The organism is Staphylococcus sp. Marseille-Q1834, assembly GCF_916858875.1.
Classification (GTDB): domain Bacteria; phylum Bacillota; class Bacilli; order Staphylococcales; family Staphylococcaceae; genus Staphylococcus; species Staphylococcus pragensis.
This window is the reverse complement of record NZ_CAKASN010000002.1, coordinates 421,463-441,593: the sequence shown is the minus strand read 5'-3', so window position 1 is coordinate 441,593 and position 20,131 is coordinate 421,463. Positions and strand designations below refer to the sequence as shown.

The 20,131-nt window shown below is 33.2% G+C and carries 19 protein-coding genes and 1 other annotated feature; all 19 genes read left to right on the top strand.

The features are described from left to right. Positions 1 to 179 precede the first annotated feature (179 nt). The 19 genes from mreC (at position 180) to hisS (ending at position 20,120) form a co-directional block, all read left to right on the top strand. Positions 180 to 1,013, top strand: a complete 834-nt coding sequence (mreC, locus tag LIX58_RS11315; RefSeq protein ID WP_126567049.1) for a rod shape-determining protein MreC — start codon at positions 180 to 182, stop codon at positions 1,011 to 1,013. Positions 1,014 to 1,015: 2 nt separating this feature from the next. Beyond that, positions 1,016 to 1,537: a rod shape-determining protein MreD gene (mreD, locus tag LIX58_RS11310; protein ID WP_154837501.1), complete on the top strand. Its 522-nt coding sequence runs from the start codon at positions 1,016 to 1,018 to the stop codon at positions 1,535 to 1,537. A gap of 33 nt (positions 1,538 to 1,570) precedes the next feature. Continuing rightward, positions 1,571 to 1,649: a sequence feature (ribosomal protein L21 leader region), on the top strand. Between the two features lie 12 nt (positions 1,650 to 1,661). Then, the gene (gene rplU, locus LIX58_RS11305; protein ID WP_002448968.1) at positions 1,662 to 1,970 is read left to right on the top strand and encodes a 50S ribosomal protein L21; all 309 of its coding nucleotides are present in this window, start codon (positions 1,662 to 1,664) and stop codon (positions 1,968 to 1,970) included. A gap of 5 nt (positions 1,971 to 1,975) precedes the next feature. Continuing rightward, complete coding sequence (locus tag LIX58_RS11300) at positions 1,976 to 2,296, top strand: ribosomal-processing cysteine protease Prp (RefSeq protein ID WP_103298261.1); 321 nt, start codon at positions 1,976 to 1,978, stop codon at positions 2,294 to 2,296. An 11-nt stretch (positions 2,297 to 2,307) separates the two neighbouring features. Then, positions 2,308 to 2,592, top strand: coding sequence for a 50S ribosomal protein L27 (gene rpmA / locus LIX58_RS11295; RefSeq protein WP_011275573.1), 285 nt, complete (start codon positions 2,308 to 2,310; stop codon positions 2,590 to 2,592). A 138-nt stretch (positions 2,593 to 2,730) separates the two neighbouring features. After that, positions 2,731 to 4,023 carry a GTPase ObgE gene (gene obgE, locus LIX58_RS11290; RefSeq protein ID WP_126567046.1) on the top strand — a complete coding sequence of 431 codons (1,293 nt, stop codon included), beginning with the start codon at positions 2,731 to 2,733 and terminating at the stop codon, positions 4,021 to 4,023. A gap of 11 nt (positions 4,024 to 4,034) precedes the next feature. Further along, positions 4,035 to 4,490 (top strand): ACT domain-containing protein, encoded by a 456-nt coding sequence (locus tag LIX58_RS11285; RefSeq protein ID WP_126567045.1) that lies wholly within the window; start codon positions 4,035 to 4,037, stop codon positions 4,488 to 4,490. A gap of 12 nt (positions 4,491 to 4,502) precedes the next feature. Next, positions 4,503 to 5,108 (top strand): Holliday junction branch migration protein RuvA, encoded by a 606-nt coding sequence (ruvA, locus tag LIX58_RS11280; RefSeq protein WP_126567044.1) that lies wholly within the window; start codon positions 4,503 to 4,505, stop codon positions 5,106 to 5,108. A gap of 56 nt (positions 5,109 to 5,164) precedes the next feature. Continuing rightward, entirely contained in the window at positions 5,165 to 6,160 is a 996-nt protein-coding gene (gene ruvB, locus LIX58_RS11275) for a Holliday junction branch migration DNA helicase RuvB (protein ID WP_103328454.1), read from the top strand. A 10-nt stretch (positions 6,161 to 6,170) separates the two neighbouring features. Then, positions 6,171 to 7,196 (top strand): tRNA preQ1(34) S-adenosylmethionine ribosyltransferase-isomerase QueA, encoded by a 1,026-nt coding sequence (queA, locus tag LIX58_RS11270; protein WP_126567043.1) that lies wholly within the window; start codon positions 6,171 to 6,173, stop codon positions 7,194 to 7,196. A gap of 18 nt (positions 7,197 to 7,214) precedes the next feature. After that, positions 7,215 to 8,354, top strand: a complete 1,140-nt coding sequence (gene tgt / locus LIX58_RS11265) for a tRNA guanosine(34) transglycosylase Tgt (RefSeq protein ID WP_126567042.1) — start codon at positions 7,215 to 7,217, stop codon at positions 8,352 to 8,354. Positions 8,355 to 8,369: 15 nt separating this feature from the next. Continuing rightward, positions 8,370 to 8,630, top strand: coding sequence for a preprotein translocase subunit YajC (yajC, locus tag LIX58_RS11260; RefSeq protein WP_103166575.1), 261 nt, complete (start codon positions 8,370 to 8,372; stop codon positions 8,628 to 8,630). A gap of 696 nt (positions 8,631 to 9,326) precedes the next feature. Further along, positions 9,327 to 11,612, top strand: a complete 2,286-nt coding sequence (gene secDF / locus LIX58_RS11255; RefSeq protein WP_226386332.1) for a protein translocase subunit SecDF — start codon at positions 9,327 to 9,329, stop codon at positions 11,610 to 11,612. A 154-nt stretch (positions 11,613 to 11,766) separates the two neighbouring features. After that, positions 11,767 to 14,040: a single-stranded-DNA-specific exonuclease RecJ gene (gene recJ, locus LIX58_RS11250; protein WP_154837507.1), complete on the top strand. Its 2,274-nt coding sequence runs from the start codon at positions 11,767 to 11,769 to the stop codon at positions 14,038 to 14,040. 21 nt (positions 14,041 to 14,061) lie between these two features. Further along, positions 14,062 to 14,580: an adenine phosphoribosyltransferase gene (locus LIX58_RS11245; RefSeq protein ID WP_154837509.1), complete on the top strand. Its 519-nt coding sequence runs from the start codon at positions 14,062 to 14,064 to the stop codon at positions 14,578 to 14,580. A gap of 380 nt (positions 14,581 to 14,960) precedes the next feature. After that, positions 14,961 to 17,150: a RelA/SpoT family protein gene (locus LIX58_RS11240; RefSeq protein WP_226386331.1), complete on the top strand. Its 2,190-nt coding sequence runs from the start codon at positions 14,961 to 14,963 to the stop codon at positions 17,148 to 17,150. Positions 17,151 to 17,166: 16 nt separating this feature from the next. Continuing rightward, on the top strand, positions 17,167 to 17,619 hold the full coding sequence (dtd, locus tag LIX58_RS11235; protein WP_154837513.1) for a D-aminoacyl-tRNA deacylase: 453 nt from the start codon (positions 17,167 to 17,169) through the stop codon (positions 17,617 to 17,619). Further along, positions 17,616 to 18,491: an N-acetylmuramoyl-L-alanine amidase gene (locus tag LIX58_RS11230; protein ID WP_126567036.1), complete on the top strand. Its 876-nt coding sequence runs from the start codon at positions 17,616 to 17,618 to the stop codon at positions 18,489 to 18,491. The genes dtd and LIX58_RS11230 overlap by 4 nt, the downstream gene beginning before the upstream one ends. A gap of 366 nt (positions 18,492 to 18,857) precedes the next feature. Beyond that, positions 18,858 to 20,120 (top strand): histidine--tRNA ligase, encoded by a 1,263-nt coding sequence (hisS, locus tag LIX58_RS11225; RefSeq protein WP_126567035.1) that lies wholly within the window; start codon positions 18,858 to 18,860, stop codon positions 20,118 to 20,120. The last annotated feature ends 11 nt before the right edge of the window (positions 20,121 to 20,131 follow it).

Genomic DNA, 20,131 nt, shown 5'->3' with positions numbered 1-20,131 from the left:
TGAAATTGAAATGCTTAATACACTGATTTTAAGGTGTTTTAAGCATAAGATATCAAGCCTCTTTTTTCTTTTTATATGAATAAAGCTTAAAAGGTAAGTATTTAGTGCTTTATTTAGATTATAGAGTAATATAAAATAGTAAAGGACAATTTAAATAACTATCGGTAGAGGTGTTGTGAGTGCAAAAGTTTTTCAAAAATAACAAGTTGATTGTTGTTTTTTGTGCAATTATAGTTTTTATTGCACTGATTGGTTTGTCCATTCGATCGCAAACTCAATCACCTCCGGAGCAATATGTAGGGGATTCTGTTTCATTTGGACAAAGAGTTATTAGTTATCCCGTTAATTTTGTGACTGGAGCAATAAATAACATTTTCAGCTCATCTAAAACAACTGACAATAAAAAAGTTAAAGAATTAGAAGCTAAAAATGAGAAGCTAGAAGCGGAAAATGAATATCTAAAGAAAGAATTACATATGAGTGACGTTTCTAAATATGATGCAATATCAGGAGCCGTTATTGCTCGTAATCCTGATCAATGGATGAATACAGTGATTATAGATAAGGGTAAAAAAGCGGGTGTAGGAAATAACATGGCTGTAATGACAGCTGATGGATTAATCGGCAGAGTAACTAAAGTTAATCAATTTTCTTCACAAGTAGATTTAATTTCTACTAATACGAGAACAGGTAAATTATCAGTTAACATTCAACATGGCTCAAGTAACGTCTTTGGTTTGATTGACCACTATGATAGAAAAAGCCAAGAACTTATTATTAGTAATATCAACAATAAAGATAAAATTTCCAAAGGTGATAAGGTAGTTACTAGTGGATTGGCTGATCAATTACCAAGTGATTTATACATAGGTGAAGTTACGAAGGTAGAAAATGATGAGTATGGTTTAGCTCAAGAAGTAAGAGTTAAAACAGGAGCCAATTTATCACAAATTAATCACGTCTATATTGCTAAGAGAGATGCTAAAACTGTCCCTGAAGAAAGTAGGGAGTAATAATGAGAGTTATATATTATTTAATTATTAGCGCGATACTCTTCTATTTAGATACTATCATCGGTCTCATCATTCCAATGCATATAGGTAATATGGAATTTATATTAGTGCCACATTTAACTTTAATGTTTATACTATTATTAACTATTTATCGTAGTTTAGGCGTTGCCTTGTTGCTAGGTGCATTCCTAGGAATTATTACAGATATTTATTTAGGTAGTATATATGGAATGTATATGTTTGGATATATCGCTATAACGTTACTTTTCGATAAATTTATCAAAGTTTTTTATCGCGATTATACTATGATATTTATATTCAATATATGTGCTTTGATATTATTTGAAAGTTATATTGCACTTATTTATTCAATTGTTGGATTTGTTCAATTTGATATTGTACACTTCTTATTATTGCGTTTAATACCAACAATCATACTTAATAGTGTACTACTCATCATACTTTATCCAATCTTAATTAAAATTTTCAAAAAAACTCAAAACAAGATTGACAGTAAGATATAGGAATGGTAAGATGCAGTAGTTGAGTAGTTTTATAGCTACATACAACCGCTCGCATACAGGTTTAAGTACTTATTTAACAAGTCACCTGTATATGGCGTGACTTATAATATAGGAGGTGCAAAGTATGTTTGCTATTATCGAAACAGGCGGTAAACAAATTAAAGTAGAAGAAGGTCAAGAAATCTTCGTTGAAAAATTAGATGTTAATGAAGGTGATTCATTTACATTTGATAAAGTTTTATTTGTAGGTGGCGATTCAGTTAAAGTTGGTGCGCCAACAGTTGAAGGTGCTACTGTAACTGCTACAGTTAATAAACAAGGACGCGGTAAAAAAATTACTGTTTTCACTTATAAACGTCGTAAAGACTCTAAACGTAAAAAAGGACATCGCCAACCTTATACTAAATTAACTATTGATAAAATCAACGCTTAATCCTTATGATTACTGTTGATGTTTCAATAAATGAAGATGGTAAGGTAACAGATGTTATAATGGATGGACATGCTAATCATGGCGAATATGGTCATGACATTGTTTGTGCAGGTGCTTCAGCAGTGTTGTTTGGTAGCGTTAATGCTATCTTAGGTTTAACTTCGGAAAAGCCTGACATTGATTACGATGATGACGGTGGTCATTTTCATATTAGAAGTGTAGATACAAATAATGAACAAGCACAACTCATCCTTCAAGCGATGTTAGTTTCTTTACAAACTATTGAAGATGAATATAATGAAAATATCAGATTAAATTACAAGTGAGGTGTATCCCGATGTTAAAATTAAACTTACAATTCTTCGCATCTAAAAAAGGGGTAAGTTCTACAAAAAACGGACGTGACTCTGAATCAAAACGTTTAGGTGCTAAACGTGCTGACGGTCAATACGTTACTGGCGGTTCAATCTTATATCGTCAACGTGGTACTAAAATTTATCCTGGTGAAAATGTAGGTCGTGGTGGCGATGATACATTATTCGCTAAAATCGACGGCGTAGTTCGTTTCGAACGTAAAGGTCGCGACAAAAAACAAGTTTCTGTATACGCAGTTGCTGAATAATTTTGTCTAGTTAACACCAGAAGTGAATACTTCTGGTGTTTTATTTTGTTTAAAATACAATTTGTTTATTTATATAAATTTTATACTTAATGATATAATATTGTCATTGATGAATTAAAAGTAAAAGAGGTGAGATATATGTTTGTCGATCAAGTTAAAATATCTCTTAAAGCTGGTGATGGAGGTAATGGTATCACAGCATATCGTAGAGAGAAATATGTACCTTTTGGTGGCCCAGCAGGTGGCGATGGAGGCAAAGGTGCTTCTGTAGTATTTGAAGTAGATGAAGGATTAAGAACGTTACTAGACTTCAGATATCAACGTCACTTTAAAGCGAAAAAAGGTGAAAATGGACAAAGTAGTAATATGCATGGTAAAAATGCTGAAGACTTAGTCTTAAAAGTGCCACCTGGTACAATTATTAAAAGTGTAGACACTGATGAAGTTTTAGCAGACTTAGTTGAAGACGGACAAAGAGCAGTTATTGCTAAAGGTGGTAGAGGTGGACGTGGAAATTCACGTTTCGCAACACCTAGAAACCCAGCGCCAGATTTCAGTGAAAATGGCGAACCAGGGGAAGAATTAGATGTTACGTTAGAACTTAAATTATTAGCGGATGTTGGTTTAGTTGGTTTCCCAAGTGTCGGTAAATCAACGTTATTATCAATCGTCTCTAAAGCTAAACCGAAAATTGGTGCTTATCATTTTACTACAATTAAGCCTAATTTAGGCGTGGTTTCTACTCCAGATAGTAGAAGTTTTGTAATGGCTGATTTACCTGGTTTAATTGAAGGTGCTTCTGACGGCGTTGGCTTAGGTCACCAATTTTTAAGACATGTAGAACGTACGAAAGTAATTGTTCACATGATAGATATGAGTGGCTCAGAAGGTCGCGATCCTTATGATGATTACCAAATCATTAATAAAGAATTAGTTAATTATAAGCAGAGGTTAGAAGATAGACCTCAAATTATTGTAGCTAATAAAATGGATATACCTGAAGCGGAAGATAATTTAGCGCTTTTCAAAGAAGAAGTAGGAGAAGACGTAACGATTGTTCCTGTTTCTACTATTACTAGAGATAATATTGATCAATTATTATACACAATTGCTGATAAATTAGAAGAAGTTAAAGATATTGACTTCAGTGTAGAAGAAGACGAGGATGCAGGTATTAACCGTGTTCTTTACAAACATACACCTTCTCAAGATAAATTTACTATTACTAGAGACGATGATGGTGCTTATGTAGTAAGTGGTAATGCAATTGAACGTATGTTCAAGATGACAGACTTTAACAGTGATCCAGCCGTAAGACGATTTGCAAGACAAATGCGTTCAATGGGTATAGATGATGCCTTAAGAGAACGTGGATGTAGCAATGGCGATATTGTTAGAATCTTGGGTGGAGAGTTTGAATTTATAGAATAGGAGTGCTTTAAGTGGACAATAAAGATTATAAAAAGTTTTATTTAATACGCGAAGATGTGTTACCAGAATCTGTTGTGAAAACTTTAAAAATTAAAGATGCTTTAAAAAATAATCCGAATTTGTCCATTTTTGAAGCAGTAAAAAGATTTGATTTATCACGAAGTGCATTTTATAAATACCGAGAAACTATCTTTCCAGTAGATGAGAAAATGCTTGAACATCGTGAATTTACGCTTATCTTATATGTGAATGATATTGTAGGTATGCTTGCACAAGTATTAAATACAGTTTCTAAATTAGAATTATCTGTTCTCACTATTCATCAAAGTGTGCCAATGGAAGATAAGGCTACTATCACATTGTCATTAAGTGCGAAAGATACTGCGAAATCAATCGATGAAATTATTATCGCACTACGAGAGATTGAACATGTTTCTAAAGTAGAACTCATCAGTATGAGTATGTAAGGAAGGTCATATATGTACGCGTATATTAAAGGACAATTAACACAACTATTTCCTACACATGTTGTCATTGAAACAACGAGTGGAATTGGATATGAAATACAAACACCTAATTCTTATCGTTTTCAAAAATATTTAAACCAAGAAGCGACTATCTATACTTCATTAATCGTTAGAGAAGATGCCCAATTATTATATGGCTTTATTAGTGAAGAAGAAAAAGATATGTTTTTAAGTTTGATTAAGGTAACGGGCATAGGACCTAAATCAGCCTTAGCTATTTTGGCTACGAGTACGCCAAATGAAGTCAAACGTGCTATTGAAAATGAAAACGATGCATATCTAACTAAATTTCCTGGTATTGGAAAGAAAACGGCACGACAAATTGTGTTGGATTTAAAAGGTAAAGTTCAAATCACTGAAGAAACAAGTGAAACTTTATTCCAAATTGATGGTCAAGCATCAGTAAATGAAAATGTTATTAAAGAAGCTTTATTAGCGCTTGAGGCTTTAGGTTATTCTAAGAGAGAATTAGCGAAAGTTGAAAAAGTGCTTAATAAAGAAAATATAGAATCCGTGGATGAAGCGGTTAAGATAGGTTTAAAAACGTTAGTGTCATAATCTAAATAATTAATTAAACTTGTACAATAAACTTTAAATAACTGGGGGAGATAAATATGGATGATAGAATGGTTGATCAATCTTTACACAATGATGAGTCATCGTTTGAATATTCATTAAGACCAACAAGATTAAAACAATATATTGGCCAATCTTCTATTAAAAGTAATTTAGAAGTCTTTATAAAAGCAGCTAAATTACGTGAAGAACCGCTTGATCACGTGTTGTTATTTGGTCCCCCAGGACTAGGTAAAACTACTTTATCTAATATTATTGCTAATGAAATGGAAGTTAACATTCGAACTGTTTCAGGACCTTCATTAGAGAGACCTGGAGACTTAGCAGCTATATTATCAGGTTTACAACCAGGCGATGTGTTATTTATTGATGAAATTCATCGTTTAAGTAGTGTTGTTGAAGAAGTGTTATATTCTGCTATGGAAGATTTCTTCTTAGATATTATTATTGGTAAAGGTGATGAAGCACGTAGTATACGTATTGATTTACCTCCATTTACTTTAGTAGGTGCTACTACACGTGCAGGAAGTTTAACTGGTCCTTTAAGAGATCGTTTCGGCGTTCATCTCAGACTAGAATATTATAATGAGAATGATTTAAAAGAAATTATTATACGTACTGCAGATGTTTTAGGAACAAAGATTGATGATGAAAGTGCAATCGAATTAGCTAAACGCTCTCGTGGGACACCTCGTGTTGCTAATCGTCTTTTGAAAAGGGTCAGAGATTTCCAACAAGTTAATGAGGATGAACAAATTTATATTGAAACTACGAAACAAGCATTACAATTGTTACAAGTGGATGATGAAGGTTTAGATTATATCGATCATAAAATGATGAACTGTATTATCAATCAATATAATGGTGGCCCTGTAGGTCTTGATACGATTGCAGTATCCATTGGTGAAGAACGTATAACTATTGAAGATGTTTATGAGCCATTTTTAATACAAAAAGGATTTATTGAACGTACGCCTAGAGGAAGAAAAGCTACGGCGTTTGCGTATGAACATTTTAAAAATATAAAAGAATGAGGGAATTTAAATGAATGTTGAGGAATTTGATTATCACTTGCCGGAATCGTTAATTGCTCAAACGCCATTAAAAGATAGAGACCATAGTCGTTTATTAGTACTAGGGCGCGAATCTGGAGAAATGGAACATAAACATTTTACAGATGTCATTGATTACTTTGAAGCGGGAGATACACTTGTTTTAAATGATACGCGTGTCATGCCAGCTCGTTTATTTGGGCTCAAAGAGGAAACTGGTGCTAAAGTAGAAATGTTAATGCTTACGCGTATTGAAGATAATGATTGGGAAGTGTTATTAAAACCAGCCAAACGAATTAAAGTCGGAAATAAATTATCTTTCGGTGAGGGTAAAATTGTCGCTGAGTGTATTAAAGAATTAGATCAAGGCGGACGCATTATGCGCTTGCACTATGATGGTATTTTAGAAGAACGTTTAAATGAATTAGGTGAAATGCCATTACCACCATACATCAAAGAACGCTTAGATGATCCTGATCGTTATCAAACAGTTTATGCAAGAGAAAGTGGCTCTGCCGCTGCCCCGACTGCGGGCTTACATTTCACTGATGATTTATTAGAAAAGATAAAAGCAAAAGGTGTTAATATTGCTTTTATTACCTTACATGTAGGATTAGGTACATTTAGACCCGTAAGTGTAGAAAATATTGACGATCATGAAATGCATAGTGAATACTATCAAATGACACAAGAGACAGCTGATTTATTAAATGAAACTAAAGCTAAAGGACATCGTATTATTTCAGTAGGCACTACATCTACTAGAACTTTAGAAACAATCCGTCGTGATTACGATCGATTTGTAGCAGTAAGTGGTTGGACTGATATATTTATTTATCCTGGTTTCGAATATAAAGCAATAGATGGTTTAATTACTAACTTCCATCTACCTAAATCAACGCTAGTCATGCTTGTATCAGCATTTAGTAGTAAGAAAAATATTTTAAATGCATATAATAAAGCTGTGGAATTAGAATATAGATTCTTTAGCTTTGGTGATGCAATGTTAATTATTTAATGAATGAGAGGTATTAATATGCCAGCAGTTACTTATGAACATATTAAAACTTGTAAACAATCCGGTGCACGTTTAGGCATTGTTCATACTCCACATGGCTCTTTTGAAACACCGATGTTTATGCCAGTTGGAACAAAAGCCACAGTTAAAACAATGAGTCCTGAAGAATTGAGACAAATTGAGGCTCAAATTATATTAGGAAACACATATCATTTGTGGTTGCAACCTGGAAATGATATCATCAAACAAGCTGGGGGCTTGCATAAGTTCATGAATTGGGATGGCCCGATTCTTACTGATTCAGGTGGTTTCCAAGTATTTAGTTTAAGTAATTTAAGAAAAATTTCAGAAGAGGGTGTTGAATTCAGACACCATACGAATGGTTCTAAATTATTCTTAAGCCCTGAGAAATCAATGGAAATTCAAAATGATTTAGGTTCAGATATTATGATGGCGTTCGATGAATGTCCACCTATGCCATCTGAATATAAATATGTTAAAGATTCTATTGAACGTACTACAAGATGGGCAGAGCGCTGTCTTAAAGCGCATAAACGTCCTGAAGATCAAGCGTTATTTGGAATTATCCAAGGTGGAGAGTACAAAGATTTAAGAGAACAAAGTGCTAAAGAACTTGTTGAACTTGATTTCCCTGGATATGCGATTGGTGGTTTATCAGTAGGTGAACCGAAACCTGTAATGTATGAAATGGTAGAACATACTGTTCAATATATGCCTGAAGATAAACCACGTTATTTAATGGGCGTTGGATCTCCAGATGCATTAATCGAATGTAGTATTCGTGGTATGGATATGTTTGACTGTGTATTACCAACGCGTATTGCCCGAAATGGTACTTGTATGACTTCTAATGGAAGATTAGTTATTAAAAATGCTAAATTTGCAGAAGATTTCAGACCACTTGATGAAAATTGTGATTGCTATACATGTAAGAATTATACACGTGCTTATATTAGACATTTAATTAAAGCTGAGGAAACTTTTGGTATCCGTCTTACTACTATTCATAATTTACATTTTCTGCTAAAATTAATGGAAGATATTAGACAGGCCATTAGAGAAGATAGATTATTAGACTTCAAAGAAGAATTCTTCGAACAATATGGACTTAATGTAGAGAACCCTAAAAACTTTTAGTAAGGAGAAAACATAATGAACGTTTCAGCATTGATTTTGCCAATAATTTTAATTATTGTGTTTTATTTCTTTTTAATTCGACCTCAACAAAAACGTGCGAAAGAGCATCGTGAAATGATTAGTCGAATTGAAGCAGGTCAACGTATCACTACAATTGGTGGTTTAAAAGGTACAGTAAAAGCTGTAGATGAAACTACTGTAGTAATTACTGTAAATGGTCATGGTACAGAAATGACTTTTGAAAAACCAGCCATTAAACAAGTAGACCCTTCATAATTTATATAAGTTGAAAAGTAGTTATACTTTGATACTTGGATTGCCCACGAAGTTAAAAACTTTGTGGGCATTTTTTGTGTATGTTTTTATCAAAGGTGCTCTAAGATAGACATTCACTCGTTTAAGTTGTTGCGCTTTCCAGTGGGAAAGGCTCAAGCCTATAGTCCTGTAAAGAAATTCTTAGATGAACATTTACTCATTCTGTTGTGATGCTTGCCTAAGGGCTGGATCGAGCCTTGGTCTTGTAAAGTAGTTCTAAGGTAGATATTCACTTGTTTAAGTTGTTGCGCTTTCCGGTGGGAAAGGCTCAAGCCTGTAGTCTTGAGGCTCTTTCTTTTCCACTAGGAGTCTCCATAACTATACTTCGTTATCTATCTTAGAACTACTTACTTAAGTGTGTAAGCACTCAAGTTTATCAATAAACCTTAAACCCTCAGGTGTCATATAACTACGTTGTGGAATCTATTTTTTAAAAGAAATAATAAATAAATCATCTTAGTATAAGTTAAAAATATAATTAGGAAAGTAATGCTACATTTTTAAATTTAAAAGAATGGACATGGGTCTGAATTTCACTAAATGTTGTGTTATGTTAATATAGTTAAGTCATGTTATAACAATGTAATCGTTTATTAACTTGCACGTGGTTAATTAAAAGATTATTCTAATTACATAAGTTAACAATGAGGTGTTCATGTGAAAAAAATTAGTAGGATAATTGCTTTTTTATTAATTGTAGTCCTCCTCTTTGTGGGAATGGGACTTACATATAAGAAAGTAGTTAAAAATGTAAATCTCGGTCTTGATTTACAGGGTGGTTTCGAGGTGCTTTACCAAGTTAAACCACTTGAAGGTGGTAAAAAGATTGATGACAATGCTTTACAATCGACTGCTCGTACGTTAGAAAATCGTGTTAACGTGTTGGGTGTGTCTGAGCCACATATTCAAGTAGAGGATCCTGACCGTATCAGAGTTCAGTTAGCTGGTGTTAAAGATCCTGACGAAGCTCGAAAAATCTTGTCTTCTCAAGCTAATTTAACCATTCGCGATGCAGATGATAAAGTTAAATTAACTGGTAAAGACATTGTACAAGGTTCAGCTAAACAAGAATTTAAACAAGGTACGAATGAACCAGCTGTTACTTTTAAATTAAAAGACCGTGCTAAATTTAAAAAAGTAACGGAAGAAATTTCTAAGAAACAAGAAAACATGATGGTGGTTTGGTTAGATTACAAAAAAGGTGATAGCTATCACAAAGAATTAGAGAAGCCTGAGAATAAACGTAAATACGTTTCAGCCGCTTCTGTTAATCAACCTATTAATTCAGACAGCGTAGAAATTTCTGGTGGTTTCCATGGTCAAGAAGGCGTGGAAAGAGCTAAGCAAATTGCAGAATTACTTAACGCTGGGTCATTACCAGTTGATTTAAAAGAAATTTATTCAAATTCTGTAGGTGCTCAATTTGGTCAAGATGCACTTGATAAAACAATATTTGCATCTGCAATTGGTATTGCTATCATTTACTTATTTATGGTAGGTTTCTACAGATTACCAGGTTTAGTTGCGATTATCGCATTAACTGTTTATATCTATTCAACTTTAGTAGCATTTAACTTTATTTCTGGGGTACTTACACTCCCAGGTTTAGCTGCCTTAGTGCTTGGTGTAGGTATGGCGGTCGATGCAAACATCATTATGTATGAACGGATAAAAGATGAATTGAGGATTGGTCGAACGCTTAAACAAGCCTATAGTAAGGCAAACAAAAGTTCATTTTTAACTATCTTTGACTCAAACTTAACAACTGTGATTGCAGCCGGTGTATTATTCCTCTTCGGTGAAAGTTCAGTTAAAGGTTTCGCTACAATGTTGTTATTAGGTATTTTAATGATCTTCGTAACGGCAGTATTCTTATCAAGATGGTTACTTTCATTACTTGTATCATCTAATTATTTCAAAAAGAAATATTGGTTATTTGGTGTTAATAAGAAAGACCGTCATGATATTAATGAAGGCGTAGATGTACATGATTTAAAAACGTCATTTGAAAAATGGAATTTTGTTAAATTAGCTAAACCATTAATTAGTTTAAGTATACTTATCTTAGTAGCAGGAATTATTATTTTAAGTATTTTCAAATTAAACTTAGGTATTGATTTCTCAGCAGGTACACGTGTAGATATCAATTCTGATTCTAAATTGACACAAGCACAAGTTGAACGTTCTGTTAAAGATATAGGCTTAACGCCAGACCAAGTTCAAATTAACGGTGAAGGCAATAAACAAGCTACCGTTCAATTCAAAAAAGACTTATCTAAAAATGAAGTGATTAAAGTAAATGAGAAAATGAATGATGAATATGGTCATAAACCAACTGTAAATACTGTGTCACCAATGATTGGTCAAGAGTTAGCTAAAAATGCTATGAAAGCTCTTATCTTTGCAGCTATTGGTATCATTATTTATGTATCATTAAGATTCGAATGGAGAATGGGTCTTTCATCTATATTAGCTTTACTTCACGATGTATTTATCATTGTTGCGTTATTTAGTTTATTCAGATTAGAAGTGGATATTACATTCATTGCTGCTGTTTTAACAATTGTAGGTTATTCAATTAACGATACGATTGTTACGTTTGACCGTGTAAGGGAAAACTTGCATAAGATTAAAGTGATTACTGATCCTGAACAAATTGACGATATTGTTAACCGTTCAATCAGACAAACTATGACTCGTTCAATTAATACAGTATTAACTGTTGTGGTGGTTGTAGTTGCAATATTAATCTTTGGTGCAGCAAGTCTATTTAACTTCTCACTTGCACTACTTATTGGTTTAATTTCAGGTGTGTTCTCTTCAGTCTTTATTGCTGTTCCTCTTTGGGGCATTATGAAGAAACGTCAATTGAAGAAATCTGAAAATGGAAAACTTGTAGTGTATAAAGAGAAAAAATCTAATGATGAAAAAATCTTAGTTTAATAATTTATATATAAGAACTATTGATAAACTTTGGTTTATCAGTAGTTCTTTTCTTATTTTTAAATAATTTAGTTATACTTATTTAGGATGATGTTACTTTTTATTTAATATAATTTTAGGTATAATGGCTCTTGGAAAAAGGAAGGATAGTTGTATGATTAAATCTAAATATAAATGGCTTTATGAACCTCCAACTGAATATATCGCAGATGATGTAGCTAAAGCACATCGATTAACACCTATTATAAAAAAAGTATTGGAAAGTAAAGCTATCACTAAAGACAGTGATATTAAAGCTTTATTATCTGGAACAACGATTAGTCATGATCCGCGCTTATTAAGTGACATGGATAAAGCAATCGAAAGAATTAATCAAGCGATTGATAAAAATGAGCGTATATTAGTGTATGGAGATTATGATGCTGACGGTGTTACTTCTACTACCATTCTCGTCAATACTTTGAGAATGCTAGGGGCTGAAGTAGGATGGTATATTCCTAACCGTTTTACTGAAGGTTATGGTCCAAATGAACTTGCTTTTAGAAATGCTTATGATGAAGGTGTTTCACTTATTATTACTGTAGATAATGGGATACAAGGTCATAACGAAATAAAAATGATGCAGGAATTAGGTGTAGATGTGATTGTTACAGACCATCATGAAATTGGTCGTACACTTCCAGAGGCCTATGCTATCGTGCATCCTATGCATCCAGAATTCGATTATCCGTTTCATTATTTATGTGGTGCTGGCGTAGCTTTTAAACTATCTCAATTACTATTAGACAATCCACCTAATTATTTTGAGAGTTTAGCTGCTATAGGAACAATAGCTGATTTAGTTTCCTTAACAGATGAGAATCGTACCATCGTAAAAAACGGATTGGCTCACTTAAATGAGCATTGTCCACCTCAAATTAAAGCATTATTAAATCAAGCTGGCTTTAATGACACGATAAATGAAGAAACAATTGGTTTTATTATCGGACCAAGGCTAAATGCAGTAGGTCGTCTTGAAGACGCCTCACTGGCAGCAGAGCTGCTTATGTCAGAAGATGAGGAAGAGGCCGAGTTTTTAGCTGAACAAGTTGAACATTTCAATATTGAGCGTAAAGATATTGTTGCTCAAATTACTGAAGAAGCATTAGTTATGGCTGAAGAAAAAGTGAACGCTGGCCATCAATTTTTATTACTAGCTAAAGAAGATTGGCACGAAGGCGTATTGGGAATAGTAGCTTCTAAAATCGTTGAAACTTATTCATTACCAACTCTGATTTTAAATATAGATTTAGAACAAAATCATGCAAAAGGATCAGCGAGAAGTATTGAACAAGTGTCGATGTTTGAAATATTAAGTGCCCATCAAGACTTAATTACTAAATTTGGTGGTCATCACATGGCTGCAGGCATGACAATGGAAATTGATAACATTGAACCATTAGAGCAAGGTTTAAATGCATGGATGGCGAAGTTGACAGAACATACATCGCTAGAACCGACCAAACATGTTACTGTAAAACTCGAAGAAAAAGATATTACGGTTGGCAATATTAATGATATCCAAAAACTAAGTCCATTTGGTACAGATTTTGAAAAACCATTGTTTGAAATTGATGATATAGATGTAACAAATGTTAAAGCAATTGGTAAAGACAAAGCGCATTTAAAATTAGTCGCTGGCGAACAACAATTGCAAAATCTTTTCTGGAAAAATGGGCAACTCGCTACTCAGCTCGAAATTGGACAACCTATTAGTTTGTTAGGCCATTTACAAATTAATGAATGGAATGGTAATCAATCACCACAACTTATTATTCAAGATTTAGCAACCAATGATGAACAAATACTAGATTATAGAAGTAAACGTAAACAATTAGATATAGATCCTAGTAATCATCAGTATGCGTTTGTCATTCATCCTAAAAAGGAAAAATTAGATGACAATTATTATTTTTATGGTGAGGAGATAGACACAACTCATGATATAATTGTATTTCGTGATTTACCGCCAAATCTTGAAAGTGTTCAACAAAGTTTACATGGTTTAACATATTCGCAATTATATTTAATCTTACAACATAGTCAGTCAATTTATTTCGAAGGCATGCCTAATGCAACATTATTTAAAAATTGCTATAAAGCATTATTAAATAAACAAGAAATGAATTTAGTTCAAGAAGGTATGCAATTATGCCAGTATTTAAGAATAAAACCGAATATACTTAAATTTATGTTGAAAGTGTTTCTTGATTTAGGCTTTATTACTGATGAAAATGGTATAATTAAAATAAACAATAATCCAAATAAACAAGCGATTGAATCAAGTCGCATTTATCAAGCTAGACAAGCAAGAATTGAAGTTGAGCAATTTCTACTATATGAAGACTTCTCACAACTTAAAAAATGGATTAAAAATCAAAAGGGCTAAATAATAGGAGGAAATAGATAAATGGATTTAAAGCAATATGTTTCAGAGGTTGAAGATTGGCCAAAAGCGGGTGTAAGTTTCAAAGATATTACAACAATCATGGATAATGGAGAAGCATATGGCTATGCTACTGATCAAATTGTTGAATATGCTAAAGAACGAGATGTGGATATTGTTGTAGGACCTGAAGCAAGAGGATTTATTATTGGATGTCCTGTAGCTTATTCAATGGGCATTGGTTTTGCTCCAGTGAGAAAAGAAGGTAAATTACCTCGTGAAGTCATTCGTTATGAATATGACTTAGAATATGGTAAAAACGTTTTAACGATGCACAAAGACGCTATTAAACCAGGACAACGTGTTTTAATCACAGATGATTTATTAGCTACTGGCGGTACAATTGAAGCAGCAATTAAATTAGTTGAAAAGCTTGGCGGCATCGTAGTAGGTATTGCATTTATTATTGAATTAAAATATTTAAATGGTATTGAAAAAATTAAAGATTATGATGTTATGAGTTTAATTTCTTACGATGAGTAAGCATTAATATAAAATGCTTAATTCAAAGCTATTATAACTACACATATAGAAGCGGAATATGAAATCATTTGATGAAAATGACTTTCTCTTCCGCTTCTTTTTTATTAGTAAATGTATAAATTTCTAGGTGCTAAATTTAATTTAACAGCATTTATTTATTTAAAAACTTGTAGTATCATAAAACTATTATTTATAAAAAAGTTAAACCTTTTATAGTGTATTGAACTTTTGATACACTAAAATTAATACTCGCATTTCTATGACTTTGGAAATGTTATTTTTATACAAATTAAAAGATATTAAAGCGTTTGTAGCTTAATTTTAAAAAGTCAATTAACGGGCAGAGTATTTGGAATATAAGAGAGTTGGGGTGTCATATATTGAATAATGAATATCCATATAGTGCTGACGAGGTGCTACATAAAGCGAAATCCTATTTATCAGCAAATGAGTATGAGTATGTTTTAAAAAGTTATCATATTGCATATGAAGCACATCAAGGTCAATTTCGAAAGAATGGTCTGCCTTATATTATGCATCCAATTCAAGTGGCGGGCATATTGACAGAGATGCGTTTAGACGGTCCAACTATTGTAGCAGGATTCTTACATGACGTTATTGAGGATACACCATATACATTTGATGATGTGAAAGAAATGTTTAATGAAGAAGTTGCGCGTATTGTAGATGGTGTTACGAAGTTGAAAAAGGTGAAATACCGTTCTAAAGAAGAACAACAAGCTGAGAACCACAGAAAGTTATTTATTGCGATTGCCAAGGATGTACGCGTTATTTTAGTTAAACTTGCAGATAGACTACATAATATGAGAACGTTAAAAGCTATGGCTCGTGAAAAACAAGTACGTATTTCTAAAGAAACGTTAGAAATTTATGCACCACTTGCTCACAGATTAGGGATTAATACGATTAAATGGGAATTAGAGGATACTGCCTTACGTTACATTGATAGTGTGCAATATTTCCGTATTGTTAATTTGATGAAGAAAAAACGTAGCGAACGCGAAGCTTATATAGCGAATGCCATTGAAAAGATTGAAGAAGAAATGGGTAATATGAACATTTCAGGAGAAATCAGTGGACGTCCTAAACATATCTATAGTATTTATAGAAAAATGATGAAACAGAAAAAGCAATTTGATCAAATATTTGATTTATTAGCTATTCGTGTCATCGTTAATTCAATTAATGATTGTTACGCAATATTAGGCTTAGTACATACATTATGGAAACCTATGCCAGGTCGCTTCAAAGATTATATTGCAATGCCTAAACAAAATATGTATCAATCTTTACATACGACAGTTGTCGGTCCAAATGGAGACCCGCTCGAGATTCAAATTAGAACATTTGAAATGCATGAAATTGCTGAACATGGGGTAGCGGCGCACTGGGCGTATAAAGAAGGCAAAACTGTAAATGAAAAGACACAAGATTTCCAAAATAAGTTAAATTGGTTAAAAGAATTAGCCGAAGCAGATCATACATCTTCTGATGCGCAAGAATTTATGGAATCTTTAAAATATGACTTACAAAGTGATAAAGTTTATGCCTTTACGCCAGCTAGTGATGTTATTGAATTACCATATGGCGCGGTACCTATTGATTTCGCATATGCGATTCACAGCGAAGTAGGAAATAAAATGATAGGCGCTAAAGTAAATGGTAAAATTGTTCCAATTGACTATGTCCTCCAAACAGGAGATATTATCGAAATCAGAACAAGTAAACATTCTTATGGTCCAAGTAGAGATTGGTTAAAAATTGTTAAGTCTTCAAGTGCGAAGAGTAAGATAAAAAGCTTTTTCAAAAAACAAGATCGCTCATCCAATATTGAAAAAGGTAAATTCATGGTTGAAGCAGAAATTAAAGAACAAGGCTTTAGAGTCGATGATATATTGACGGAAAAGAATATCGAAGTAGTGAATGAGAAATATAATTTCGCTAATGATGATGATTTATATGCTGCTGTAGGCTTTGGTGGCGTGACTGCATTACAAGTGGTAAATAAACTTACAGAGCGTCAGCGTATTCAAGATAAGCAAAAAGCGCTTAATGAAGCTCAAGAGGTGATAAAGTCATTACCTATCAAAGAGGATATTATCACTGATAGTGGGGTATATGTAGAAGGCATTGAAAATGTTTTAATTAAACTTTCTAAATGCTGTAATCCTATCCCAGGGGATGATATCGTTGGATATATAACTAAAGGACATGGTATTAAAGTACATAGAACCGATTGTCCTAACATAAAAAATGAAGACGATCGCTTGATTGCTGTAGAATGGGTTAAATCTAAAGACTCTACACAACGCTATCAAGTGGATTTAGAAGTCAATGCTTATGATCGCAATGGTTTATTAAATGAAGTGATACAAGCGGTCAACTCGACAGTAGGTAGTATTATTAAAATTAACGGTCGTTCAGACACGGATAAAAATGCAATTATTACAATAAGTGTAATGGTTAAAAATGTAAATGATGTTTATCGAGTAGTTGAAAAATTAAAACAATTAAGTGATATATATACTGTTTCAAGAGTATGGAATTAATTGAGGTGCAAAAGAGATGAAAATAGTTGTACAGAGAGTAAAACGAGCTTCAGTAAAAAACGGTAATATTCATAATCAAATTGAAAAAGGATATTGTTTATTAGTGGGCGTAGGTAAAGATTCTACCGAAGCGGACGTAGAAGCGGTAGCAAAGAAAATAGTCAATGCTCGCATATTTGAAGATGAGAATGGTAAATTAAATTTAAATATTCAACAAGTAGAAGGCCAAATCCTTTCTGTTTCTCAATTTACGCTATATGCTGATGTGAAAAAAGGCAATCGTCCTGGCTTTTCAAATTCAAAAAATCCTGAAGAAGCAGAACAACTGTATGAAACGTTTAATACTGCTTTAAGAGATTATGGTATTGAAGTAAAAACTGGGGAATTTGGAACGGACATGGAAGTTGAAATTATCAATGATGGCCCAGTGACAATTATTTATGAAAGTCAGGATGGCAAAGTGATATGAGTAAAATAGATGCATGGTTAACAAAACATGGTCTAAAAAATGGTCTAACGCTTATTGTAGTTATTCTCTTCCTGCTATTTTTAATTTTATTATTCATGTTTATGAATCATGATGACCAAGGTAGCAATCGTATTACGATCACTGAAGATGCTGAATTACGTACAGGTCCCAATGCAGGTTATCCTGTGATTTTTCAAGTGGATAAAGGGGAGAGTTTCAAAAAGATAGATAGGCTAGGTAAGTGGATAGAGGTAGAGAATCATAATGCCACTAAAAAAGGATGGATTGCTGGTTGGCATACAAGCTTGAATATTCCAGAGGATGTTAATAAAAAAGAGAACCCTTTGAAAAATAAGGTCATTGTCTTAGATCCAGGACATGGAGGCAGTGACCAAGGGGCTTCCAGTAATACAGCTAATAAAAGTTTAGAAAAGAATTATACCTTAAAAACCGCTGAAGAGTTAAAACGTGCGCTTGAAAAAGCAGGCGCTAAAGTAAAGTTAACGCGCTCTGATGATACATATGTAAGCTTGGATGATCGTAAAATGGATGGCGATGCATATATCAGTATACATAATGATTCTTTAGATAGCGCTAATGCTAATGGAGCTACGGTATATTGGTATCAAGATAGTCAGGAAACGCTAGCGGAAACGTTAAATGCGAATATTCAAAAGAAATCTATGTTATTTAATAGAGGCACACGTCAAGAAAATTTCCAAGTGTTAAGACAGACGAATAAACCTGCTGTATTATTAGAATTGGGTTATATTAGTAATCCTACAGATGAAATGATGATTAGAGATCCATTGCATAGACAAGTCGTTGAAGAAGCGGTTGTTGATGGCTTGAAACAATATTTTGCGTCATAAGTCTTGCAAACTGAAGCTAAACTCGTTATCATAATGAGTGAACTTTATAAACAATACCGTTAGTATTCTTGAAAAGTTAAATGAAATAGGTAGCAATAACATTTATAATTGCGTAGAGATATAATCCTAGGCTGAAAGATTATACTGAGTAGTTTAACTTTTGAACACAAGAAGAGGTGCTTTAATAAATAAAGCCGGTTTACGTACGTTAAACGTTTTGAGTGGAGAGTAAGATAGTCTATTTTATTCTCAATTAGGGTGGCAACACGGCGATTCGTCCCTTATATAGTTTAGTGCTATATAAGGGACTTTTTTATTAGAGGATGTTAGGTTATCAAAGTAATAGATAGATGAAGGAGTGATTAGGTGATTAGAATTCCTAGAGGGACTCAAGATATTTTACCTGAAGCGTCTAGTCAATGGCGTTATATTGAAAATAAACTAGATGAATTGATGACATTATATAATTATAAAGAAATTCGTACACCTATCTTTGAAAGTACTGACTTATTTGCACGTGGTGTTGGTGATTCAACTGACGTAGTTCAAAAAGAAATGTACACGTTTAAGGATAAAGGTGATAGAAGTATTACATTAAGACCCGAAGGTACTGCTGCAGTTGTGCGTTCATATATTGAGAACAAAATGCAAGGTAATCCAAATCAACCGATTAAATTGTATTACAATGGTCCAATGTTTAGATATGAGCGTAAACAAAAAGGGCGCTACCGTCAATTTAATCAATTTGGTGTAGAGGCTATTGGGGCTGAAAATCCAAGTATCGATGCTGAAGTGCTAGCGATGGTAATGCACATTTATGAGTCTTTCGGACTTAAGCATTTGAAACTTGTCATCAATAGTATTGGAGATGCGGATTCTCGTAAAGAATACAATGAAGCCTTAGTGAAACACTTTGAACCAGTGATTGATACGTTCTGTGAGGATTGTCAATCACGTTTGCATAGTAATCCAATGCGCATTTTAGATTGTAAAGTTGATCGTGATAAAGAAGCGGTTAAAAATGCACCTCGTATTACAGATTATTTAAATAGTGAGTCAAAAGCATATTATGAAGAAGTTAAAGATTACTTAGATGAGTTAGGCATTAACTATGTAGAAGATCCTAACTTAGTTCGTGGTCTTGATTATTACACTCATACAGCTTTTGAACTAATGATGGATAATCCTAATTATGATGGTGCGATTACTACATTATGTGGTGGCGGTCGCTATAATGGTTTATTAGAATTATTAGATGGTCCAAGTCAAACTGGTATTGGCTTCGCTTTAAGTATTGAAAGATTACTTTTAGCACTTGAAGAAGAAGGCATTGAATTAGATGTTGAAGATGACTTTGATTTATTCATAGTGACTATGGGAGAAGAAGCTGAACGCTATAGTGTTAAACTTTTAAATAATTTAAGAAAACATGGTGTTAAAGCTGATAAAGATTACTTAAACCGTAAAATAAAAGGTCAAATGAAACAAGCAGATCGTTTAAATGCTAAGTATACAGTAGTAATAGGTGATCAAGAACTTGAAAACAATCAAATAGATGTTAAAAATATGGCAACTGGTGAATCAGAAACTGTTAAATTAGATGAACTTGTTAACTTTTTTGAAAAATAATAAAGGAGTGT